This window comes from Pseudomonas sp. DWP3-1-2 (assembly GCF_049896285.1).
GTDB lineage: Bacteria > Pseudomonadota > Gammaproteobacteria > Pseudomonadales > Pseudomonadaceae > Aquipseudomonas.
Map to the genome: position 1 here is coordinate 74097 of NZ_JAFCTZ010000008.1, position 21383 is coordinate 95479.

A 21383-nucleotide genomic window follows, 5' to 3' on the forward strand; every position below is an offset into this window, starting at 1 on the left:
AAAAGGGAGGGAGCATGGTTTGGGATAGGGCGACACCGTTTGTCATCGACCTCAATGTATCGAACGAGGATATCGATGGTCTGGGCCACGCCAATAACGCGGTCTATGTCACCTGGCTGGAACGCTGCGCCTGGCGCCACTCGCAACAGTTAGGGCTGGACCTGACCGAGTATCGGCGTCTTGACCGGGCCATGGCTGTGGTCCGCCATGAAATCGACTACCTGGCCAGCGCCTATGAAGATGATGAGCTTGAGCTGGCCACCTGGATCGTCGACTGGGATCGCCGTCTGAAAATGACTCGCCGTTTCCAGTTACGACGCCCTGGCGACGGACTGACACTGCTGCGGGCCCAGACCACCTTTGTCTGTATCGAACTGTCCAGTGGCAAGCCCAAGCGCATGCCTGCAGAATTCATCGAAGGTTATGGTCCGGCGCTGGTTTCCAACACCGTCGACGCGCCGTAAACTGCCTGACTTTTTTCGAGTGTGACCCATGCAAATTGCCCTGGCACCCATGGAGGGATTGGTTGACGACATCCTGCGCGACGCGCTGACGAAGGTCGGCGGTATCGACTGGTGCGTCACCGAATTCATACGGGTGTCCGAGCGTTTGATGCCAGCCCATTACTTCTACAAATACGCCTCCGAATTTCACAAGGGCGCAAAGACTGACGCCGGAACGCCGCTGCGTTTACAACTGCTGGGTTCCGACCCGGTCTGCCTGGCTGAAAACGCAGCCTTTGCCTGCGAGCTCGGTGCGCCGGTGATCGACCTCAACTTTGGCTGCCCGGCCAAGACCGTGAACCGTTCACGGGGCGGGGCGGTGCTGCTCAAGGAACCGGAGCTGCTGCACGCGATTCTCGAACACGTGCGCCGCGCGGTGCCCAAGGCCACACCGGTCACCGCCAAGATGCGCCTGGGCTTCGACAGCACGGACCTGGCGCTGGACTGCGCTCGTGCTCTGGCCGATGGTGGGGCCGAGCAAATCGTTGTTCATGCGCGCACCAAGGTCGATGGCTACAAGCCCCCGGCCCATTGGGAGTGGATCGCGCGGATTCAGGATGTGGTCAAGATTCCCGTGGTCGCCAACGGTGAAATCTGGACCGTGGACGACTGGCGACGTTGCCGTGAAATCTGTGGCGCGCGGGACATCATGATTGGTCGCGGGTTGGTGGCGCGTCCCGATCTGGCCCGGCAGATCGCCGCCGCGCAGGCGGGGGAAGAAGTCGTGCCCATGACGTGGGATGAGCTGCAACCCATGTTGCGGGTGTTCTGGCAGCACTGCGTGAAGAAAATGACCCTCATCCAGGCGCCGGGTCGGCTGAAACAATGGCTGGCGTTGCTGACCAAAAGCTACCCCGAAGCGACGGTGCTGTTCGATGCTCTGCGGCGTGAAACGGATTGCGAGCGCATCGGGCGCTTGCTTGGCGCGGAAGCCGACGAACGGTCAGAAAAAATCTGAAAATACCCTCTTGAAAAGCGAATGGCCGACTCTAGTTTGGGGATTACGCGATGCCGGATTCGGGTCGCGGATTTACCACTCGCTGATAACAGGAGAATGATCATGACGACAGCATTTTCTTTAGCACCACTGTTCCGCAGTTCCGTGGGCTTTGATCGTTTCAACGATCTGTTTGAGTCGGCTGCCCGTAACGACAGCGCCAGCGGCTACCCACCTTACAACGTCGAGAAGCTGGCCGAAGACAACTACCGCATCGTCATCGCGGTGGCTGGGTTCCAGGAAGCAGAACTCGACCTTCAGGTGGAAAAAGGCGTGCTGACCGTTGCTGGCGCAAAGCGCGACAACGGTGCGCAAAAGCAGGAACAGAGCAACGTGACGTATCTGCATCAAGGCATCGCAGAGCGTGCGTTCAAACTGTCCTTCCGTCTGGCCGATCACATCGAGGTTCGCAACGCAGGGCTGGCTAACGGCCTGCTGACCATCGACCTGCTGCGGCAGATTCCTGAAGAAGCCAAGGCCAAACGCATTCCCATTAATGGGCAGCAAGTCTTGGAAAACCAGGATGGACAAGCTAAGTAGTTAATGATGCTGCAACCGGGAAGGCGCCTTATGGGCGCCTTTCCTGTTTCTCAGTCATGAGATTATGAAGCCTGCCCATCCAGCAACCCCATGAACGCCCGGGCCGCATTCGACAGCGTGCGTTCAGTGTGCAGGATGTAGCCTAACTGGCGGCTGAGCTGGATGCCGGGCAGGGGAATGCGCGCCACCTGTTCGTCCAGCATGGTTCGTGGCAGCACGCTCCAGGCCAGCCCAATGGACACCATCATTTTGATCGTCTCCAGGTAGTTGGTGCTCATGGCGATATCGGGTTTGAGCCCCTGGGCCTCGCAAAGTCCGCTGACGATGTGGTGGGTGAACGTGTTGTTGCCGGGGAATACCGCCGGGTAGCGAACAATGTTTTCCAGGGTCATCGGGCCGCTGTTGGTCAGCGGGTGCTCCGGGGCTGCGACAAAGTCCAGCGGGTCGTCCCAGACCGGCACGGCCTTGATCAGGTGGTGAGGCTCAGGCGCGAGCGTGATAACGGCCAGTTCGGCGCGACCATGGAGAATTTCTTCATAGGCCACTTCCGAGTCGAGGAACTGAATGTCCAGCGCAACCTGTGGGTATAGACGCGTGAACTCTCTCAGCAACGTTGGAAGTCGATGCAGGCCAATGTGATGGCTGGTCGCAAGTGTCAGGCGCCCGGTGACCTCGCCGGTCAGATTGGTCAGCGCCCGGCGCGTGTCTTCCAGTACATCAAGAATCTGATAAGCCCTGGGCAGCAAAGCTCTTCCCGCTTCTGTCAAGCTGACTTCACGGCCCAAGCGATCAAACAGGCGCACCTTCAGTTGCTGCTCCAGACCTGCGATGCGCTTGCTGATGGCTGGCTGGGTCAAGTGCAACCGATCCCCTGCACCCGAAAAGCTACCGGTTTCGGCGATGGCAATAAACGCGTTGAGGTTGGCCAGATCCATTGTCAGATTCCAGTTGGTTATCCAAAGCATGAAAAATATGAATTGGAGTTATTTAAGCATATTCCATAGCATGTCCGCACAAGCTAAAGGGTCATCGAGTCGATTGCCCAAAGCATAGAAATAAGCTGATGAGGAACCATTGATGGCCGGTAGAACGCTGTACGACAAGCTCTGGGAAGCCCACGAAGTCAAAAGAAGGGACGATGGATCGTCGTTGATTTACATCGACCGTCACATCATCCACGAAGTGACCTCGCCGCAGGCCTTCGAGGGGTTGCGTCTGGCCGGTCGCAAGCCGTGGCGTATTGATGCCAACATTGCCACCCCGGACCATAACGTTCCGACGACGCCTGAGCGCAAGGGTGGCATCGACGCCATTGCCGATCAGGTGTCCCGTCTGCAGGTTCAGACCCTGGACGACAACTGCGATGAATACGGCATCACCGAATTCAAGATGAACGACGTGCGTCAGGGCATCGTTCACGTGATCGGCCCGGAGCAGGGTGCGACGTTGCCGGGCATGACCGTGGTGTGTGGTGACTCCCACACCTCGACCCATGGCGCATTTGGCGCGCTGGCCCATGGCATCGGCACCTCGGAGGTTGAGCACGTGCTCGCCACCCAGTGCCTGGTCGCCAAGAAAATGAAAAACATGCGGGTGTCGGTAGAAGGCAAGCTGCCGTTTGGCGTGACGGCCAAAGACATCGTGCTGGCGGTGATCGGCAAGATCGGCACAGCGGGCGGCAATGGCCATGCCATGGAGTTCGCTGGCAGCGCGATTCGCGATCTGTCGGTAGAAGGCCGCATGACCATCTGCAACATGTCCATCGAAGCCGGTGCGCGGGTTGGCCTTGTGGCGACCGACGAAAAAACCATCGCTTACGTCAAGGGCCGTCCTTTCGCCCCTAAAGGCGAGCAGTGGGACATGGCGGTCGAAGCCTGGAAGGATCTGGTGTCCGACGCCGACGCGCATTTCGATACTGTCGTGACCCTCGATGCGGCGCAGATCAAACCGCAAGTCAGCTGGGGCACTTCCCCGGAAATGGTGCTTGCCGTCGATCAGAACGTGCCGGACCCGGCCAAGGAAGCGGATCTGGTCAAGCGCGACTCCATTGAGCGCGCCCTGAAGTACATGGGCCTCAAGGCCAATCAGGCAATCACGGATATCCAGCTGGATCGGGTGTTTATCGGTTCCTGCACCAACTCGCGTATCGAAGACTTGCGCGCTGCGGCGGACATCGCCAAAGGCCGTAAAGTCGCTTCGACCATCAAGCAGGCGATCGTGGTGCCGGGCTCCGGTCTGGTCAAGGCTCAGGCCGAGAAGGAAGGTCTGGACAAGATTTTCATCGAGGCCGGTTTTGAATGGCGCGAACCTGGCTGCTCCATGTGTCTGGCCATGAACCCGGATCGACTGGAAAGCGGTGAGCACTGTGCGTCCACCTCGAATCGCAACTTCGAAGGTCGTCAGGGGGCCGGTGGACGTACTCACCTGGTCAGCCCTGCGATGGCTGCTGCGGCTGCCGTGAACGGTCGTTTCGTTGATGTTCGTGACTTGATCCAGCACTAAGGAGCCCAGTATGAAAGCCTTTACTCAGCACACCGGCCTGGTCGCTCCTCTGGATCGTGCCAACGTCGATACCGACCAGATCATCCCCAAGCAGTTTTTGAAGTCCATCAAGCGTACCGGCTTCGGCCCGAACCTGTTCGATGAATGGCGTTACCTGGATGTCGGGCAGCCGTATCAGGACAACTCCAGGCGTCCGCTTAACCCGGATTTCGTGCTCAACGACGCCCGTTATCAAGGCGCCAGCGTATTGCTGGCCCGGGAAAACTTCGGCTGCGGTTCCAGCCGTGAACACGCGCCGTGGGCGCTGGAAGAGTATGGCTTCTGCGCCATCATCGCGCCGAGCTTTGCTGACATTTTCTTCAACAACAGCTTCAAGAACGGCCTGTTGCCGATCATCCTCGACGAAGCCGATGTGGACGCGTTGTTCCAGCAGGTGGAAGCCAAGCCTGGCTATCAGTTGAGCATTGACCTGGCCTCGCAGACCGTGACCCGCCCGGATGGCAAGGTCTTGAGCTTCGAGATCGATGCATTCCGCAAGCATTGCCTGCTGGAAGGGCTGGATGATATCGGGCTGACGCTCAAGGACGGGGACGCAATCGCCACGTTCGAGAGCAAGCACCGCGCCAGCCAGCCGTGGTTGTTTCGCGGCTGATAAAGCGACATAACCGTTGGAGCGAGTGGGCGACATTCCGACTTGCCCGCGAATTGATCGATCAGGCGATATCATCCTCTCCTGATCCATTGCCTTCGCGGGCAAGCCTCCCTCCAACAGGGATTATTCAGATGTTCCTTGGAGAACGCCTCATGACCAGCACCGCACACACTCAAGTCGTACAACGTCAATTCGGTGAACAGGCCGCCGCCTATCTGAGCAGTGCCGTGCACGCTCGGGGCGCTGAATTTGCGCTGCTACAGGCCGAAGTAGCGGGCCACAGCGCAGCCCGGGTGCTGGATCTGGGTTGCGGTGCCGGGCATGTGAGCTTTCATGTCGCCCCGGCGGTTGGTGAAGTGGTAGCGTATGACCTTTCGCAGCAGATGCTGGATGTGGTGGCCGCTGCGGCGCAGGATCGCGGTTTGCACAATTTACGCACCGTTTGCGGTGCGGCCGAGCGCCTGCCCTTTGAGGACGGTGAGTTCGATTTCGTGTTCAGTCGGTACTCAGCGCACCACTGGAGCGATCTGGGGTTGGCGTTGCGGGAAGTGCGTCGCGTACTGAAGCCGGGCGGAGTGGCGGCGTTTATCGATGTCATGTCGCCGGGCAGTCCGCTGCTGGACACCTACCTGCAAAGTGTCGAAGTGCTGCGCGATACCAGTCACGTGCGCGATTACTCGGCTGGCGAATGGTTGCGTCAGGTCAGCGAGGCCGGTTTGTTCACCCGCAGTCACAGTCGCCAGCGCCTGCATCTGGAATACAGCTCGTGGGTCGAGCGCATGCGCACCCCGCAAGCCCTTTGCGTGGCGATCAAGGCCCTGCAGCAGGCCATGGGTGACGAAGTGCGCGAGTATTTCGAGATTACGGCTGACGGCTCGTTCAGCACCGATGTGTTGGTGTTGTGGGCAGAACGCTAGTTTTCATAGCGGTGCTGATGTGCAGCGCCGTCACAAAAAAAGTTTGAGGGTGTTATGAGCAAGCAGATTCTGATTCTCCCAGGTGATGGCATCGGCCCGGAAATCATGACCGAAGCGGTCAAGGTGCTGGAGCTGGCCAACGACAAGTATCAACTGGGCTTCGAACTCAGCCACGACGTCATCGGTGGCGCGGCCATCGACAAGCATGGTGTGCCGCTGGCCGACGAGACGCTGGCGCGGGCCCGTGCTGCGGATGCTGTACTCCTCGGCGCGGTGGGCGGCCCGAAATGGGACACCATCGAGCGTGACATCCGCCCGGAGCGCGGTCTGCTGAAGATCCGTGCTCAGTTGGGCCTGTTCGGCAACCTGCGTCCGGCCATCCTCTATCCGCAACTGGCTGAGGCGTCCAGCCTCAAGGCTGAAATCGTTGCCGGTCTGGATATTCTGATCGTCCGGGAATTGACCGGCGGGATCTATTTTGGCGCGCCACGGGGCACTCGCGAGTTGGAAAACGGCGAGCGTCAGGCCTATGACACGCTGCCGTACAGCGAAAGCGAAATCCGTCGGATCGCCCGCGTCGGTTTCGACATGGCCCGTGTGCGCGGCAAGAAGCTGTGCTCGGTGGACAAGGCCAACGTATTGGCTTCCAGCCAGTTGTGGCGCGAAGTGGTGGAGCAGGTGGCCAAGGATTATCCGGACGTCGAGCTGAGCCACATGTATGTGGACAACGCCGCCATGCAACTGGTGCGCGCGCCGAAGCAGTTCGACGTGATCGTCACCGACAATATGTTCGGCGATATCCTGTCCGATGAAGCCTCGATGCTCACCGGCTCCATTGGCATGTTGCCGTCGGCCTCTCTGGACGCCAACAACAAGGGCATGTACGAGCCGTGTCACGGGTCTGCCCCGGACATCGCCGGGCAGGGTATTGCCAACCCGTTGGCGACTATTCTGTCGGTTTCCATGATGCTGCGTTACAGCTTCAATCAGACCGTTGCCGCCGATGCCATCGAGAAGGCCGTGAGTGTGGTGCTGGATCAAGGCCTGCGCACCGGCGACATCTGGTCGGCGGGTAATGCCAAAGTCGGTACGCAGGAAATGGGCGACGCCGTAGTCGCCGCGCTGCGCAATCTGTAATATCTCGGGCCCGCTGCCACTTTCACATGAAAGCAGCGGCCCACTTTTTGTAAAAGGTGTAGTTGCGATGAAACGTGTAGGTCTGATCGGATGGCGCGGGATGGTCGGTTCCGTGCTCATGCAGCGCATGCTGGAAGAGCAGGATTTTGATCTGATCGAGCCAGTGTTCTTCACCACCTCCAATGTCGGTGGCCAAGGCCCTGCCGTGGGCAAGGATGTTGCGCCGCTCAAGGATGCCTACAGCATCGATGAGCTGAAAACCCTTGACGTGATTCTGACCTGCCAGGGCGGCGACTACACCAATGAGGTGTTCCCCAAGCTGCGCGAGGCCGGTTGGCAGGGCTACTGGATCGACGCTGCCTCCAGCCTGCGCATGCAGGACGACGCCGTCATCGTACTGGACCCGGTGAACCGCAAGGTTATCGACCAGCAGCTCGACGCGGGCACCAGGAATTACATTGGCGGCAACTGCACGGTCAGCCTGATGCTGATGGGCCTGGGTGGCCTGTTCGAAGCCGGTCTGGTGGAGTGGATGAACGCCATGACGTATCAGGCCGCTTCCGGGGCCGGTGCGCAGAACATGCGTGAGCTGATCAAGCAGATGGGCGCTACTCACGCGGCAGTCGCCGATGAGTTGGCCAACCCGGCCAGCGCCATTCTGGACATTGATCGCAAGGTGGCTGACGCCATGCGCGGCGATGCCTTCCCGACGGAAAACTTCGGCGTGCCATTGGCTGGCAGTCTGATTCCCTGGATCGACAAGGAATTGCCGAACGGTCAGAGCCGTGAAGAGTGGAAGGGGCAGGCGGAGACCAACAAGATTCTGGGTCGTTTCAAAAGCCCGATTCCGGTCGATGGCATCTGCGTGCGTATCGGCTCCATGCGCTGCCACAGCCAGGCGCTGACCATCAAACTGAACAAAGATGTGCCCATCGCCGACATCGAAGGTCTGATCAGCCAGCACAACCCTTGGGTCAAGCTGGTGCCAAACCATCGTGAGGCCAGCATCCAGGAACTCAGCCCTACGGCCGTGACCGGCACCATGAGCATTCCGGTAGGTCGTTTGCGCAAGCTGAACATGGGTTCGCAATACCTGGGCGCGTTCACAGTGGGCGACCAGTTGCTGTGGGGCGCGGCTGAGCCGTTGCGTCGCATGCTGCGGATCCTGCTTGAGCGTTGATCCGCGCATAACACCAAAAAAACCCCTCGCTTGAGGGGTTTTTTTTTGCCCGTGCGTCAGGACGCCGTCTCCCGAGGCTTCGGCGGGGCGTCGTGATCGCGGGTCGCCTTGCGGCCCCAGAGCTTGCCCAGTTCGATACCGGGTAATTCGATGTAGCGATAGGTCAGTACAGAAACCGCCAGCACCATGATCAGCTCGATGACAATGAGCGCATTGTCCAGTGCGACGCTGCCGGTAGCGATGTACCGCACCAGTTCGCCAGCTTCCCGTCCGGGCAGATCGATCAGCAGCGGCTGGCCGGTCACTTTCCCCAGCAGCATCAGGCTCATCAGCAACACCAGAATGACGAATGTATGGGTCATGTAGATCGAGAACGACAGCATGCCCGCCCATTTGAACAGTGACGTGCGCAGCAACAGTGAAAGCCAGCCGGCCTCGAATGAAAACACCGCAATGACCGCGCAAAACAGCAAGCTCAGGGAGATGTTCTGGGACGCACCGCTGTAGGTGACCGCCAGATACACCGTCAACAGGCTGACGACCTCAAGCCCGGTGGCGAGCGGGAGACTGATGTGCAAATCCCTGAACCTTGCGTAAAGCCGGTATGTCAATGCACCGGTAAAGAAACAACTCAGCCCGACCAGGGCACCCTCGGGAAACAACACATTATTGAAATACAGCGCGAGAAACGCCAGCGCCGCAATGGCTGCGAACGCCGTGCGCTGGATCCCAGGCAATGCTGCGACCACCAGCGCGAAAATCAGATAGAGGTAAAACTCGACACTGATACTCCATGACGGGAAGTTGAACGACATCTGGTTAAAGCCCGACCACCAGGATTGCAGCAGCAGCAGATTAGGCAGGATTTCTTCCGGAGCCTTCGCGCCCGTGAAGCTGCCGACGCCAAAGCTGATGCCTTTGTTTTCGGCCACCCGCTTCAAGCATTCCAAGCCCAGGGCGATCAGCAGCATGGCCAGATGCAAAGGGTAAAGCCGGCAGATCCGCGCAATTACGAAGCGCTTGAGCTGCGCCAAGTTGTCCAGCCGGTCGGCGTAGATGTGGTAAAGCACAAACCCGCTGAGCACGAAGAAAAAATTAACCAGGTAATTGGCGTGCTTGAAGAACGCCAGTTCGGTGAAGCTTCGCAGGGCGTGGGAGTGATGCAGCACCACAGCGAGGGCGCACAGCCCGCGAAAGCTGTCGAGCACGAGAAATCGCTTCATAGCACGGATGTCCTTGAAGAGGAGGAGGGCGAACGGCAATGGGCAGCGGAGGCGAGGGCGCGAAAAAGCGTAGGCTCAGCAGATCTTCAACGGACCTTATAGTCAGATGACAGGCACGTTACCACTCTCGACACGGGCGTCGACGGCGTGATGGCATTTGGCTGAATGGCCATCAGTATGCGACATCCTTCCAATCTAACGCCAGCCTGAATTGCGCTTAATTCATCCCTAAATATGGGACGTGAAATTACATATTGAGATTTGTTGGGTGATCGGCTTATAGTCGCAGCGCACTCACTGCTCAAAAAATAATAGGTGAAGCGATGCAGGCGCAATTGATCGCGCTCGATTGGGGGACCACCTCACTTCGTGCTTATCGACTCGGCGAACACGGTCGGGTTCTGGAACAGCGCTCCTTGAGCGCGGGCATCATGCAATTGCCCGGCACGCCGCGATTGATCGCGGGCGTGATGTGCAGCAATGGTTTTGAACTGGCTTTTGATGAGGCGTGCGGCGACTGGCTTGATGCGCAGCCGGAGCTGCCGGTGATTGCCTGCGGCATGGTCGGCAGCGCCCAGGGCTGGCGCGAGGCGGCTTATCAGGAAACGCCTGCCAGTGTCGTCGCCCTCAGCTCGGCGCTGCAAAGCGTGCGCAGTCAGCGCGGCGTGCTCATCCATATCATTCCGGGCGTTCTGCAGCGTTCGACATTGCCCAATGTCATGCGTGGCGAAGAGACCCAGGTGCTCGGCGTTCTCTCGGCACTTCCCGCAGCAGAAGCCCGCCAGCCGTTGCTGATCGGCTTGCCCGGCAGTCACTCGAAATGGGTTCAGGCTGTTGACGGCTGCATCGTTCATTTCGACACCTTCATGACCGGTGAGGTCTTCGCCGCATTGAGCGCACACACGATTCTCGGCCGCACCATGCAGCGTAGCGAGGGCTTCGATGAGGCCGCGTTCGATCGGGGTGTGGCCGTGGCGCGTTCTGCTGACGGCGCGGCGGGGCCGCTGTCGACCATCTTCAGTTGCCGCACCCTCGGCTTGACCGGGCAGCTCACCCCGACGGCACAGTCCGATTACCTGTCCGGCCTGTTGATCGGTCATGAACTGGGGACCCTGGCCACCTTGCAACGCAGCCTTCATGACGCGTTACCGCCCGTCATCCTGATCGGTAGCGAACCGTTGTGCATGCGGTATGGCCGTGGGCTGGCGGCCAGTGGATTTCATCACGTGACGGTCGCCGAACAGGCCACCGAGCGCGGTTTATGGCAAGTGGCGGTCAAGGCCGGCTTGCTTGTTCCTACTCAAGCAGAGGTTTGAAATGCTCAAGCAAGCGTTGGTCCAGAATGGTCTGATCGCCATCCTTCGCGGTTTGCGTCCCGAGGAAGCGCCGGCCATTGGCGATGTGTTGTACCTGGCCGGTTTCCGGGTGATCGAAGTGCCGCTCAACTCGCCACAGCCGTACGACAGCATCCGCTTGTTGCGTCAAAGCCTGCCTGCTGATTGTTTGATCGGCGCTGGCACGGTGTTGACGCCCGAGCAGGTCGAGCTGGTCAAGGAGGCGGGCGGCCAGGTGATCGTCATGCCTCACAGCGATCCCAAAGTCTTGCGCGCGGCCAAAGCCGCCGGGCTGTTCCTGTCGCCGGGTGTTGCGACGCCCACCGAAGCCTTTGCGGCGCTGGCCGAAGGTGCGGACGTGCTCAAGTTGTTTCCTGCCGAGCAGATGAGTCCGGCAGTGGTCAAGGCATGGCTCGCGGTGCTTCCGGCCGGTACGGCGCTGATCCCGGTAGGAGGCATTACGCCTGACAACATGAAAGTGTTCCTCGATGCCGGCGTAAAAGGCTTCGGACTGGGCTCAGGCTTGTTCAAGCCAGGCATGAGCGCATCGGATGTGGCCGAGCGTGCGAAGGCTTACGTCACGGCCTGGACGCAACTGACTGCCGCCCGTTAAGCGCAGCGTCCATTGAACTGATTGGCGCAGCAGACGCCACTTCAAAACAAGAGAAATCGCACCCATGAAAATCACCAAACTCACGACTTTTATCGTTCCACCACGCTGGTGTTTCCTGAAAATCGAAACCGATCAGGGTATTACCGGTTGGGGTGAACCTGTAGTGGAAGGCCGCGCCCACACCGTCGCGGCGGCTGTGGAAGAACTCTCGGATTATCTGATCGGCAAAGACCCACGCAACATCGAAGACATCTGGACGGTGCTGTACCGCGGCGGCTTTTATCGTGGCGGCGCGGTGCACATGAGCGCGTTGGCGGGTATTGATCAGGCGCTCTGGGACATCAAGGGCAAGCATCTGGGTGTGTCGGTCAGCGATCTGTTGGGCGGTCAGGTGCGGGACAAGATTCGCGTCTATTCATGGATCGGTGGCGATCGGCCTGCCGATACCGCCCGTGCAGCGAAAGAAGCCGTCGAGCGCGGCTTCACCGCAGTGAAGATGAATGGCACCGAAGAGCTGCAGTTTCTCGACACGTTCGACAAGGTCGATCTGGCCCTGGCGAATGTCGCCGCCGTGCGCGATGCGGTCGGCCCGAACGTCGGTATTGGTGTGGATTTCCATGGCCGTGTGCACAAGCCCATGGCCAAGGTGCTGATGAAAGAGCTGGACCCGTACAAGCTGATGTTCATTGAAGAACCGGTGCTCAGTGAAAACTACGAAGCCCTCAAAGAGCTGGCCCCCTTGACCAGCACCCCGATTGCTCTCGGCGAGCGGCTGTTCTCCCGCTGGGACTTCAAGCGTGTGCTCAGCGAAGGGTATGTCGACATCATTCAGCCCGATGCGTCCCACGCCGGGGGCATCACTGAAACCCGCAAGATTGCCAATATGGCCGAAGCCTACGACGTGGCTCTGGCGCTGCATTGCCCTCTGGGCCCGATTGCCCTGGCGGCGTGCCTGCAACTGGATGCGGTTTGCTACAACGCGTTCATTCAGGAGCAAAGCCTCGGGATTCACTACAACGAAAGCAACGACCTGCTGGATTACATCAAGAATCCCGAGGTGTTCGACTACGACAAAGGCATGGTGAAGATCCCCAACGGCCCCGGGCTAGGCATCGAGATCAATGAGGAATACGTCAAGGAACGCGCCGCCATCGGTCACCGCTGGCGCAACCCGATCTGGCGTCATGCCGACGGCAGTTTTGCGGAGTGGTGATCGCTGACTAGTCGTTGGAGCGAGCGGGCGGCGTTCCGACTTGCCCGCGAACCGATTTCAGGCAAAAGCTTTACTACCTGATCCGACGCCTTCGCGGGCAAGCCTCCAACAGAATTCCCTACCGACCTCAATAAACATAAAAAGAGGCACTTCCATGCAAACCCGAATCCTTGAAGGAGCGGCTTCGCTAGCTACGCCGAGCCGCAAACGCTACTTCATCATGGTGCTGCTGTTCATCACCGTGGTGATCAACTATCTGGACCGCAGTAACCTGTCGATTGCCGCGCCAGCCCTGACCAGCGAACTGGGCATTGATCCGATTCATGTCGGGCTGATTTTCTCGGCGTTCGGCTGGACTTATGCCGCCATGCAGCTACCCGGTGGCTGGCTGGTCGACCGGGTTCCGCCGCGTATTTTGTACACCGTGGCACTGCTGCTCTGGTCCATTGCGACCATCATGCTGGGCTTCGCCGCCAGCTTCATCGCGCTGTTCGTGCTGCGCATGGCGGTCGGCGCGCTGGAAGCCCCGGCGTACCCTATCAACAGTCGCGTGGTCACCACCTGGTTCCCGGAGCGTGAGCGCGCCACGGCGATTGGCTTCTACACGTCGGGGCAATTTGTCGGGCTGGCGTTTTTGACGCCGGTGCTGGCCTGGCTGCAAGCCACCTACGGCTGGCACATGGTGTTCGTCAGCACGGGCGCTGTGGGCGTGGTCTGGGCGGCGATCTGGTATCTAGTGTATCGCGAGCCGCGAGACTTCAAAGGCGTCAACGAGGCAGAAATTCAGCTGATTCGCGACGGTGGCGGGCTGGTGGATATTCAGGCCGACACCGAGAAGAACAAGCGCGGTTTCAGTTGGCTGGACCTGGGGATCGTGCTCAGCAAGCGCAAGCTGTGGGGCATTTACCTGGGGCAGTTTTGTCTTAACTCGACGTTGTGGTTCTTCCTGACGTGGTTCCCGACTTACCTCGTGAAATACCGCGGCATGGATTTCATCAAGTCCGGCCTGCTGGCCTCGCTGCCGTTTCTCGCCGCGTTCGTGGGCGTGCTCTGCTCCGGGTTCTTCTCCGACTGGCTGATCCGCCGGGGTCATACGGTAGGGTTTGCGCGCAAACTGCCGATCATTGCCGGTTTGTTGATTTCCACCTCGATTATCGGTGCCAATTTCGTTGATTCGACACCGCTGGTGATCGCGTTCCTGGCGTTGGCGTTTTTCGGCAACGGGTTGGCCTCCATCACTTGGTCACTGGTCTCGACCCTGGCTCCGGCGCGGCTGCTGGGGTTGACCGGCGGGACATTCAACTTCATCGGTAACCTGTCGGCCATTGCCACACCCATCGTGATCGGTTTTCTGGTGTCCGGAGATTCCTTCGCACCGGCAATCACCTATATCGCTGTGCTGGCACTGATCGGGGCTTTGTCGTACATCCTGCTGGTGGGCAAGGTCGAACGCATCGAGATTTGATCACTGGCATGCACAAGGGCTGGCGACGATAATGCCGCCAGCTCTTTGATTCTATAAGGCCTGACATGCAGCCCGTTTCCGACAATTCTGCAAACAACAGCGCCATAAAAGACCCGGCGCCCACCGGCACCCAAACCCTGTTGCGTGGGTTGGGCGTTGTGCAGGCCGTGGCGGGTGGCGCTCGTGATCTCAAGGAAATCGCCCGCCAGATCGGCACCACCCGCAGCACAACCCATCGTTTGGTGAGTTGTCTGGTGGAGGAACGCTACCTGCGGGTGTTGCCACAAGTGGGCTATCTGCTGGGCCCCAAGCTGATTGAACTGGGTTTCCAGGCCCGAGAAGAAGTGCCGCTGGCCATGCTGGCGCGGCCTTATCTGGATGAGCTTTCAGAATTGACGGGTGACACCGTGCACCTGGCGGTTCGCGATGACGACGAAGTCCTGTACCTGCACAAGAATCCGGGACGCAACGGCCCTGAAATGCGCTCGCGGGTGGGCCACCGGATGCCGTTGTTTCGCACCGGCGTCGGCAAGGCATTATTGCTGGACAGCCCTGAATCGGAATGGCAACGCCTGTATGACGTCAGCCTGCCAGTGGGTGGCAAGAATCCACTCTGGCCGACCCATCAGGAGCAGTCATGGGAGGAGTTGCGTCAGCGTATGCATGAGTACGTGCGAGGTGGTTACGCGTTCGACCTGGAAGACAACGAACCCTCCATCCGCTGCGTGGCTGCACCGATCCGTGACGCCAGCAAGCAGATCATCGCGGGGATCAGCATTGCCAGCACCGTGCCTTACATGCCGTTGGAAAAAATGGCCGAGTTGATTCCGCTGATCAAGGGCGTGGCCGCGAGGCTTTCGGCTGAGCTGGGCGGTTGAACAGGTAAGCGCGCTTGCCCGCGATGGCGTTTGACGTCATCGCAGGCCAGCAGGCTCCTGCGCCGGGTGCTGTTTAAGCTTTCAGCGTGGCCATATCAATCACGAAGCGATACTTCACATCGCCTTTGACGACGCGCTCGAATGCCGCGTTGATGTTCTGGATATCCAGCATTTCGATGTCACAGGTGATGCCGTGTTCAGCGCAGAAATCCAGGACTTCCTGAGTTTCAGCCATGCCGCCAATCATCGAACCTGCCAGAACCCGACGCTTCATGACCAGATTGACCCCATGCACGGGAGGATTGATCGGCTCGATCAGGCCCACCAGGATATGCACGCCGTCAAAGCGCAGGGTTTCGAGGTAGGGGTTCAGGTCGTGCTGCACGGGAATGGTGTCCAGCAAGAAGTCAAAGTGACCCGCTGCAGCCTTCATCTGTGCATCGTCAGTGGACACGATCACATGATCGGCACCCTGGCGGCGACCTTCCTCGGCCTTGCTGGCCGAGCGCGTGAAAAGGGTGACTTCAGCGCCCATGGCCTTGGCGAACTTGATCCCCATATGGCCCAGGCCGCCCATGCCCAGTACGCCGACTTTATGCCCAGCCTTGACGCCGAAATGCTTGAGCGGCGAATAGGTGGTGATGCCCGCGCACAGAATGGGTGCTGCGCTGGCCAGGTCGAGTTTTTCAGGGATGCTGACGACAAAACGGTCGCTGACCACGATGCTGTTGGAGTAGCCACCCATGGTCAGGGAGCCGTCGATGCGATCCTTGGAGGCGTAAGTCTGGGTCGGGCCTTCCAGGCAATACTGCTCCAGATCGGCTTTACAGGCTTCACAGGTGCGGCACGAATCCACCATGCAGCCAACACCGACCATCTGGCCAACCTTGAACGTGCTGACGTCAGAGCCTACAGCGGTGACTTTGCCGACAATCTCGTGGCCGGGCATCAGCGGGTAGGACGCGAAGCCCCATTCGTTGCGTGCCTGGTGGATGTCGGAGTGACAAACGCCGCAGTAGAGAATTTCAATCGCGACGTCATCAGGACGAGGGCTGCGACGTTCGAAATTCATGGGGGCGAGCGGAGCGGTGGCCGATTGGGCGGCATAGCCGATGGCTTTGATCATGGATGAACCTCACAAAATGTTAGCGGGTAGGTATGGAACCATTGTCCAGCTGTGCAGCCCTGCCGGCCATGGTCATTCCTGCGCGATTCATGCCTATTACTCCGGAAGTTGCCCGGCTCTCATCTGTTAAGGATAGATATCTGCGATGATGCAGGTGTCTAATCCTCTGTCCGGTGTCTCATGTCATTGCCCCACCATTCCGATGCCAATGCCGTCCTTGTCGCGCTGATCAAGCCGTTGGCGACGCGCCCTGGCTTTGTGCCGACGCTATTGCCGGAGGTAAAAGTGGTCTCGATGCACAGCTATGTTGCCAGCAGCCCGCAAATCTACGAACCGAGCCTGATGATCATTGCTCAAGGGGGCAAACTGGCCAGCCTGGGTTCGCGCACGCTTGACTATGGGGCCGGGCATTATCTGGTGCAGGCCCTTTCCGTGCCGTTCATGTGCGAAACCTTTGCGACACCCCAGGCGCCGTTGTTCGGCGTATCGGTGGCGATAGATCGGGTCATGTTGAGCGAGCTGGTGCAAGCCATGGGCACGACGCCCGACCTGGTTGTCGAGGCCCAGACGCCGGAGTCCATGACATCTGCGGTTCTGGATGCGTCCATGCGCGAAAGCGTGGAGCGGCTGTTGCGCTGCCTGCATGACCCGCAGGATTGTCAGGTGCTGGGCCAGTCACGACTGCGTGAAGTGTTGTATGCCGCGTTGCGTGGCCCTCAGGCCGGTGTGCTGCGGGCATTGGTGGCCCAGCAGAGCCATTTCGCCCGAGTCGCCGCCTCCCTGGCGTATCTGCACAGTCATTACGACGAGCCGCTGAACGTCGACACGCTGGCGCGTCAGGCGAACATGAGCGCTTCCACGTTTCACGAGTACTTCAAGCGCAGTACGTTGCTGTCGCCGGTGCAGTATCTCAAGCGCCTGCGTTTGCTCAAGGCCCAACAGATGCTGATCACGGAAGGCCTGGGTGTCGCACAGGTCGCCCACCGGGTCGGTTATCAAAGCACGTCGCAGTTCAGTCGCGAATACAAACGCTACTTTAATCGTAGCCCGGGCGAAGAGGGCATCACCCTGCGGATTCCTGCCTGAAGCTCACAAAAAAGCCCCCGAAGGGGCTTTTATACAGCAACTGATGTGTTTACATATTGGGGTAAGTCGGGCCGCCGCTGCCTTCAGGTGCTACCCAGGTGATGTTCTGGGAAGGGTCCTTGATGTCGCAGGTTTTGCAGTGCACGCAGTTCTGGGCGTTGATCTGGAAACGCTTCTCGCCGTCCTCCTGGGTGACCACCTCGTAGACGCCCGCCGGGCAATAACGCTGGGCCGGCTCGTCGTACAAAGGCAGGTTGGTGCCAATCGGGATGCTCGGATCGGTCAGCTTCAAGTGGCAGGGTTGTTCTTCTTCATGGTTGGTACCGGAGATGAACACCGAGCTGAGCTTGTCGAAACTGAGCTTGCCGTCGGGTTTCGGGTAATCGATTTTCTTCGAGTCCGCCGCCAGCTTCAGGCAGGCGAAATCCGGTTTGGTGTCGTGCAGTGTGAACGGCAGCTTGCCAGCGAAGAGGTTTTGATCAACGAAATTGAACGCACCACCCATGATCGTGCCGTACTTGTGCAAAGCAGGGCCAAAATTGCGGCTGGCGAACAGTTCTTCATACAGCCAGCTGGACTTGAACGACGCTACGTAGGCGTGCAGCTCGTCGCCACCTTCCTTGCCCGCCAGCAGCGCTTCGGCCACCGAATCAGCGGCGAGCATGCCGGATTTCATGGCGGTATGACTGCCCTTGATCTTGGCGAAGTTCAACGTGCCCAGATCACAGCCAATCAGTGCGCCGCCCGGGAACACCATCTTCGGCAGCGAATTCAGGCCGCCTTTGCAGATGGCACGTGCGCCGTAGCTGACGCGCTTGCCGCCTTCCAGGTACTGCTTGATTACCGGGTGATGCTTGTAGCGCTGGAATTCGTCGAACGGCGACAGGTACGGGTTGTTGTAGGACAGGTCGATAATCAGACCCACAACCACCTGATTGTTCTCCAGGTGATAAAGGAAGGAACCGCCCATGTTATCGTCATCCAGCGGCCAGCCAGCGGTGTGCACCACCAGACCTTGCTCGTGCTTTGCCGGATCGACTTCCCAGATTTCCTTGAGGCCAATGCCGTAATGCTGGGCATCGGCTTCGGTGTCGAGGTTGAAGCGCTTGATCAACTGCTTGCCGATATGACCACGGCAGCCTTCGGCGAACAGCGTGTATTTACCGCGCAGTTCCATGCCGGGGGTGAAGTAGCCTTCCTTGGGATGGCCTTCACGGTCCACGCCCAGATCACCGGTGATGATCCCGCGGACGACGCCGTTCTCGTCAAAGAGTGCTTCCTGAGCGGCGAAGCCCGGATAGATTTCCACGCCCAGGTTTTCAGCCTGCTGAGCCAGCCAGCGGCACAGGTTGCCCAGGGAAATAATGTAGTTGCCACTGTTGTGCATGGTCTTGGGCACAAAGAAATCCGGGACCTTCACCGAGTTTTCCGCACTGCGCAGGACATAGATGTCATCGCGCTTGACCGGAGTGTTCAGCGGTGCACCCAGTTCCTTCCAGTCGGGGAAGAGTTCGTTCAGCGCACGGGGTTCGAAAACCGCGCCTGAAAGGATGTGTGCGCCAACCTCGGAGCCTTTTTCGACCACGCAGACGCTGATTTCCTGGCCCGCTTCGGCGGCCTTCTGCTTCAGACGGCATGCGGCAGAAAGCCCGGCCGGGCCGGCGCCGACGATGACTACGTCGAATTCCATAAATTCGCGTTCCACAGGCTATCTCCTACTCAAGGCTCATCAGTATTTTTTTATAGACAGCGTACAAACCGACGTGCGGAGGCATTCACTGCCTGCCCGTCTTCAAATGCGGCGCATTATATCTACACCACCCGGCAGGTCCAATACAAACGTTTGTTTGAATTATCCGCAAGCCAGATAAATCATGGTCGCGCGGCTCATCACTGGCAGTTTTGTCGTATTGACCGGAAAACACGTTGCGGTCAAGATACGGGCGGTTTGCACGTGTCGTGGTCGAATCCACCGCTTGCCTTCGCCGCCAGGAGGCGCTGCGAGCAAGGCGGGGGCGGTCATTGCGCGGTGCGCAGTTTACACACCCCTAAGCGCCAGAAGTACGGCGAGGGGCGTTTATCCCTGATTTCGGTGGTTTTGGTTTGTGAACCCACCCTTCGGTCTTTACGAATAGCGCTGCATCCCGGCGCATTCGAGAATGCTTTTGCTGCCAGTCCCAGGCTTGCCCTGGCGACTTTCTTTTCACCGGAGAGAAACGAGGAATCCATGAAGGTTCTTGTAGCTGTCAAACGAGTGGTCGACTACAACGTCAAGGTTCGCGTCAAAGCGGACAACTCCGGCGTCGATCTCGCGAACGTCAAAATGTCGATGAACCCCTTCTGCGAAATTGCAGTGGAAGAGGCTGTACGCCTGAAGGAAAAAGGTGTCGCGACCGAGATCGTCGTCGTTTCCATCGGCCCGACCACCGCTCAGGAGCAACTGCGTACCGCTTTGGCACTGGGTGCCGATCGCGCCATCCTCGTTGAATGCGCTGACGAACTGAACTCCCTGGCCGTCGCCAAGCTGCTCAACGCAGTGGTCGCCAAGGAACAGCCACAGTTGGTGATCCTGGGCAAGCAAGCCATCGACAGCGATAACAACCAGACCGGCCAGATGCTGGCTGCGTTGAGCGGTTATGGTCAGGGCACCTTCGCTTCGAAAGTCGAAGTCAGTGGCGACAAGGTTGCGGTCACCCGTGAAATCGACGGCGGCGCGCAGACTGTTTCCCTGAACCTGCCAGCCATCGTGACCACTGACCTGCGTCTGAACGAGCCGCGTTATGCGTCGCTGCCCAACATCATGAAGGCCAAGAAGAAACCACTGGAGGTCCTGACTCCGGACGCTCTGGGTGTTTCCACGGCTTCCACGACCAAAATCCTCAAGGTTGAAGCACCGGCTGCACGCAGCGCGGGCATCAAGGTCAAGTCGGTGGCTGAACTGGTCGAGAAACTGAAAAACGAAGCGAAGGTAATCTAAACATGACTATCTTGGTAATCGCGGAGCACGACAATGCGACGCTGGCTCCGGCCACGTTGAACACCGTCGCTGCCGCGCAGAAAATCGGCGGCGACATCCATGTACTGGTTGCTGGCGCAAGCGTCGGTGCGGTAGCTGAAGCCGTCGCCAAGGTGGCCGGTGTGGCAAAAGTGCTGGTCGCGGACAACGCGGCCTATGCCCACCAGTTGCCGGAAAACGTCGCGCCGCTGGTGGCGGAGCTGGGTGCGGGTTACAGCCACATTCTTGCGGCGGCCACTTCCAATGGCAAAAACATCCTCCCGCGTGTTGCTGCGCAACTGGATGTTGACCAGATTTCCGAGATCATCTCGGTGGAATCCGCTGACACCTTCAAGCGTCCGATCTATGCCGGTAACGCTATTGCGACGGTTCAGTCTTCTGCCAGCGTGAAGGTCATCACCGTTCGCGCCACCGGTTTCGACCCGGTCGCGGCTGATGGCGGCTCGGCTGCCATTGAGGCGGTTTCGGCTGCTCACGATGCAGGCATTTCGAGCTTTGTCGGCGAAGAGCTGGCCAAGTCCGATCGTCCTGAGCTGACTGCGGCGAAAATCGTCGTTTCCGGTGGTCGCGGCATGCAGAATGGCGAGAACTTCAAGCACCTGTACGCGCTGGCGGACAAGCTGGGCGCAGCTGTCGGCGCTTCGCGTGCAGCCGTGGACGCCGGTTTTGTGCCGAACGACATGCAGGTCGGTCAAACCGGCAAGATCGTCGCGCCTCAGCTGTACATCGCCGTGGGTATCTCTGGCGCGATCCAGCATCTGGCCGGCATGAAAGACTCCAAAGTGATCGTTGCGATCAACAAGGACGAAGAAGCGCCGATCTTCCAGGTGGCCGATTACGGTCTGGTGGCGGATCTGTTCGAAGCGATCCCTGAGCTGGAGAAGCTGGTTTAATCCAGTCGGTTCACTTATAAAGAGACCCGTTTGTTTCGGGCTGTACGGCACGTAGGCTTATTGGCTGGGTGCTGACAGTCCGATCAGACGGGTTTTTTATTGAATTTT

21 protein-coding genes are annotated in these 21383 nt (G+C 59.1%); 16 read left to right on the plus strand and 5 right to left on the minus strand.

The annotated features are described in order from the left end of the window. Positions 1-14 precede the first annotated feature (14 nt). The 3 genes from ACP7B0_RS17370 to ACP7B0_RS17380 all read left to right on the plus strand — a co-directional run bounded on the left by ACP7B0_RS17370 (position 15) and on the right by ACP7B0_RS17380 (position 2040). Complete coding sequence (locus tag ACP7B0_RS17370; protein ID WP_426142689.1) at positions 15-464, plus strand: acyl-CoA thioesterase; 450 nt, start codon at positions 15-17, stop codon at positions 462-464. 28 nt (positions 465-492) lie between these two features. Further along, entirely contained in the window at positions 493-1461 is a 969-nt protein-coding gene (locus ACP7B0_RS17375) for a tRNA dihydrouridine synthase (protein WP_426142690.1), read from the plus strand. Between the two features lie 102 nt (positions 1462-1563). After that, the gene (locus tag ACP7B0_RS17380) at positions 1564-2040 is read left to right on the plus strand and encodes an Hsp20 family protein (RefSeq protein WP_426142691.1); all 477 of its coding nucleotides are present in this window, start codon (positions 1564-1566) and stop codon (positions 2038-2040) included. Between the two features lie 62 nt (positions 2041-2102). On the opposite strand, the gene ACP7B0_RS17385 is transcribed toward ACP7B0_RS17380, so the two are convergent. Continuing rightward, a complete protein-coding gene (locus tag ACP7B0_RS17385) occupies positions 2103-2975 on the minus strand; it encodes a LysR family transcriptional regulator (RefSeq protein ID WP_426142692.1) in 873 nt (290 codons plus the stop codon). Between the two features lie 142 nt (positions 2976-3117). Here ACP7B0_RS17385 and leuC point away from each other — a divergent pair, with 142 nt between their 5' ends. The 5 genes from leuC (at position 3118) to asd (ending at position 8428) form a co-directional block, all read left to right on the plus strand. After that, entirely contained in the window at positions 3118-4542 is a 1425-nt protein-coding gene (gene leuC, locus ACP7B0_RS17390; protein WP_426142694.1) for a 3-isopropylmalate dehydratase large subunit, read from the plus strand. A gap of 10 nt (positions 4543-4552) precedes the next feature. After that, positions 4553-5194 carry a 3-isopropylmalate dehydratase small subunit gene (gene leuD / locus ACP7B0_RS17395; RefSeq protein WP_426142695.1) on the plus strand — a complete coding sequence of 214 codons (642 nt, stop codon included), beginning with the start codon at positions 4553-4555 and terminating at the stop codon, positions 5192-5194. A 152-nt stretch (positions 5195-5346) separates the two neighbouring features. Continuing rightward, positions 5347-6111: a class I SAM-dependent methyltransferase gene (locus tag ACP7B0_RS17400; RefSeq protein ID WP_426142697.1), complete on the plus strand. Its 765-nt coding sequence runs from the start codon at positions 5347-5349 to the stop codon at positions 6109-6111. Between the two features lie 54 nt (positions 6112-6165). Then, positions 6166-7248 (plus strand): 3-isopropylmalate dehydrogenase, encoded by a 1083-nt coding sequence (gene leuB, locus ACP7B0_RS17405; protein ID WP_426142698.1) that lies wholly within the window; start codon positions 6166-6168, stop codon positions 7246-7248. 67 nt (positions 7249-7315) lie between these two features. Then, on the plus strand, positions 7316-8428 hold the full coding sequence (gene asd, locus ACP7B0_RS17410) for an aspartate-semialdehyde dehydrogenase (RefSeq protein ID WP_426142699.1): 1113 nt from the start codon (positions 7316-7318) through the stop codon (positions 8426-8428). 56 nt (positions 8429-8484) lie between these two features. Here the strand turns inward: asd and ACP7B0_RS17415 are convergent, their stop codons facing one another. Continuing rightward, positions 8485-9651: an acyltransferase family protein gene (locus tag ACP7B0_RS17415; protein ID WP_426142701.1), complete on the minus strand. Its 1167-nt coding sequence runs from the start codon at positions 9649-9651 to the stop codon at positions 8485-8487. Positions 9652-9974: 323 nt separating this feature from the next. Between ACP7B0_RS17415 and ACP7B0_RS17420 the strand changes: the two genes are divergently transcribed. From ACP7B0_RS17420 to ACP7B0_RS17440, 5 genes are all read left to right on the plus strand, one after another. Beyond that, positions 9975-10967, plus strand: a complete 993-nt coding sequence (locus ACP7B0_RS17420; protein WP_426142702.1) for a 2-dehydro-3-deoxygalactonokinase — start codon at positions 9975-9977, stop codon at positions 10965-10967. 1 nt (position 10968) lies between these two features. Beyond that, positions 10969-11598 carry a 2-dehydro-3-deoxy-6-phosphogalactonate aldolase gene (locus tag ACP7B0_RS17425; protein ID WP_426142703.1) on the plus strand — a complete coding sequence of 210 codons (630 nt, stop codon included), beginning with the start codon at positions 10969-10971 and terminating at the stop codon, positions 11596-11598. A gap of 64 nt (positions 11599-11662) precedes the next feature. Continuing rightward, a complete protein-coding gene (dgoD, locus tag ACP7B0_RS17430; RefSeq protein ID WP_020290348.1) occupies positions 11663-12811 on the plus strand; it encodes a galactonate dehydratase in 1149 nt (382 codons plus the stop codon). A 154-nt stretch (positions 12812-12965) separates the two neighbouring features. Next, complete coding sequence (locus tag ACP7B0_RS17435; RefSeq protein ID WP_426142704.1) at positions 12966-14276, plus strand: MFS transporter; 1311 nt, start codon at positions 12966-12968, stop codon at positions 14274-14276. Positions 14277-14341: 65 nt separating this feature from the next. Then, on the plus strand, positions 14342-15154 hold the full coding sequence (locus ACP7B0_RS17440) for an IclR family transcriptional regulator (RefSeq protein WP_426142705.1): 813 nt from the start codon (positions 14342-14344) through the stop codon (positions 15152-15154). Between the two features lie 73 nt (positions 15155-15227). Here the strand turns inward: ACP7B0_RS17440 and ACP7B0_RS17445 are convergent, their stop codons facing one another. Continuing rightward, a complete protein-coding gene (locus tag ACP7B0_RS17445; protein WP_426142706.1) occupies positions 15228-16280 on the minus strand; it encodes an NAD(P)-dependent alcohol dehydrogenase in 1053 nt (350 codons plus the stop codon). Between the two features lie 180 nt (positions 16281-16460). Between ACP7B0_RS17445 and ACP7B0_RS17450 the strand changes: the two genes are divergently transcribed. Further along, a complete protein-coding gene (locus tag ACP7B0_RS17450; RefSeq protein WP_426142707.1) occupies positions 16461-17366 on the plus strand; it encodes an AraC family transcriptional regulator N-terminal domain-containing protein in 906 nt (301 codons plus the stop codon). A gap of 49 nt (positions 17367-17415) precedes the next feature. Here the strand turns inward: ACP7B0_RS17450 and ACP7B0_RS17455 are convergent, their stop codons facing one another. Together ACP7B0_RS17455 and ACP7B0_RS17460 are read right to left on the minus strand one after the other, a co-directional pair. Beyond that, positions 17416-19071 (minus strand): electron transfer flavoprotein-ubiquinone oxidoreductase, encoded by a 1656-nt coding sequence (locus ACP7B0_RS17455; protein ID WP_426142708.1) that lies wholly within the window; start codon positions 19069-19071, stop codon positions 17416-17418. Positions 19072-19385: 314 nt separating this feature from the next. Beyond that, positions 19386-19595, minus strand: coding sequence for a hypothetical protein (locus tag ACP7B0_RS17460; protein ID WP_426142709.1), 210 nt, complete (start codon positions 19593-19595; stop codon positions 19386-19388). On the opposite strand from ACP7B0_RS17460, the gene ACP7B0_RS17465 reads away from it, so the two are divergent. Beyond that, positions 19594-20343 carry an electron transfer flavoprotein subunit beta/FixA family protein gene (locus ACP7B0_RS17465; RefSeq protein ID WP_426142710.1) on the plus strand — a complete coding sequence of 250 codons (750 nt, stop codon included), beginning with the start codon at positions 19594-19596 and terminating at the stop codon, positions 20341-20343. The two genes, ACP7B0_RS17460 and ACP7B0_RS17465, sit on opposite strands and share 2 nt — an antisense overlap. 2 nt (positions 20344-20345) lie before the next feature. Further along, positions 20346-21275 (plus strand): electron transfer flavoprotein subunit alpha/FixB family protein, encoded by a 930-nt coding sequence (locus tag ACP7B0_RS17470; RefSeq protein WP_426142712.1) that lies wholly within the window; start codon positions 20346-20348, stop codon positions 21273-21275. Positions 21276-21383: the final 108 nt, after the last annotated feature.

Bases quoted from the DNA above. Each gene is read 5' to 3' on its own strand.
- ACP7B0_RS17375 (WP_426142690.1), top strand. From the start codon at position 493: ATGCAAATTGCCCTGGCACCCATGGAGGGATTGGTTGACGACATCCTG.
- ACP7B0_RS17445 (WP_426142706.1), bottom strand. From the start codon at position 16,280: ATGATCAAAGCCATCGGCTATGCCGCCCAATCGGCCACCGCTCCGCTC.
- ACP7B0_RS17380 (WP_426142691.1), top strand. From the start codon at position 1,564: ATGACGACAGCATTTTCTTTAGCACCACTGTTCCGCAGTTCCGTGGGC.
- leuB (WP_426142698.1), top strand. From the start codon at position 6,166: ATGAGCAAGCAGATTCTGATTCTCCCAGGTGATGGCATCGGCCCGGAA.
- ACP7B0_RS17450 (WP_426142707.1), top strand. From the start codon at position 16,461: ATGTCATTGCCCCACCATTCCGATGCCAATGCCGTCCTTGTCGCGCTG.
- ACP7B0_RS17420 (WP_426142702.1), top strand. From the start codon at position 9,975: ATGCAGGCGCAATTGATCGCGCTCGATTGGGGGACCACCTCACTTCGT.
- ACP7B0_RS17440 (WP_426142705.1), top strand. From the start codon at position 14,342: ATGCAGCCCGTTTCCGACAATTCTGCAAACAACAGCGCCATAAAAGAC.
- ACP7B0_RS17370 (WP_426142689.1), top strand. From the start codon at position 15: ATGGTTTGGGATAGGGCGACACCGTTTGTCATCGACCTCAATGTATCG.
- asd (WP_426142699.1), top strand. From the start codon at position 7,316: ATGAAACGTGTAGGTCTGATCGGATGGCGCGGGATGGTCGGTTCCGTG.
- leuD (WP_426142695.1), top strand. From the start codon at position 4,553: ATGAAAGCCTTTACTCAGCACACCGGCCTGGTCGCTCCTCTGGATCGT.
- dgoD (WP_020290348.1), top strand. From the start codon at position 11,663: ATGAAAATCACCAAACTCACGACTTTTATCGTTCCACCACGCTGGTGT.
- ACP7B0_RS17470 (WP_426142712.1), top strand. From the start codon at position 20,346: ATGACTATCTTGGTAATCGCGGAGCACGACAATGCGACGCTGGCTCCG.
- ACP7B0_RS17385 (WP_426142692.1), bottom strand. From the start codon at position 2,975: ATGGATCTGGCCAACCTCAACGCGTTTATTGCCATCGCCGAAACCGGT.
- leuC (WP_426142694.1), top strand. From the start codon at position 3,118: ATGGCCGGTAGAACGCTGTACGACAAGCTCTGGGAAGCCCACGAAGTC.
- ACP7B0_RS17425 (WP_426142703.1), top strand. From the start codon at position 10,969: ATGCTCAAGCAAGCGTTGGTCCAGAATGGTCTGATCGCCATCCTTCGC.
- ACP7B0_RS17465 (WP_426142710.1), top strand. From the start codon at position 19,594: ATGAAGGTTCTTGTAGCTGTCAAACGAGTGGTCGACTACAACGTCAAG.
- ACP7B0_RS17415 (WP_426142701.1), bottom strand. From the start codon at position 9,651: ATGAAGCGATTTCTCGTGCTCGACAGCTTTCGCGGGCTGTGCGCCCTC.
- ACP7B0_RS17400 (WP_426142697.1), top strand. From the start codon at position 5,347: ATGACCAGCACCGCACACACTCAAGTCGTACAACGTCAATTCGGTGAA.
- ACP7B0_RS17460 (WP_426142709.1), bottom strand. From the start codon at position 19,595: ATGGATTCCTCGTTTCTCTCCGGTGAAAAGAAAGTCGCCAGGGCAAGC.
- ACP7B0_RS17435 (WP_426142704.1), top strand. From the start codon at position 12,966: ATGCAAACCCGAATCCTTGAAGGAGCGGCTTCGCTAGCTACGCCGAGC.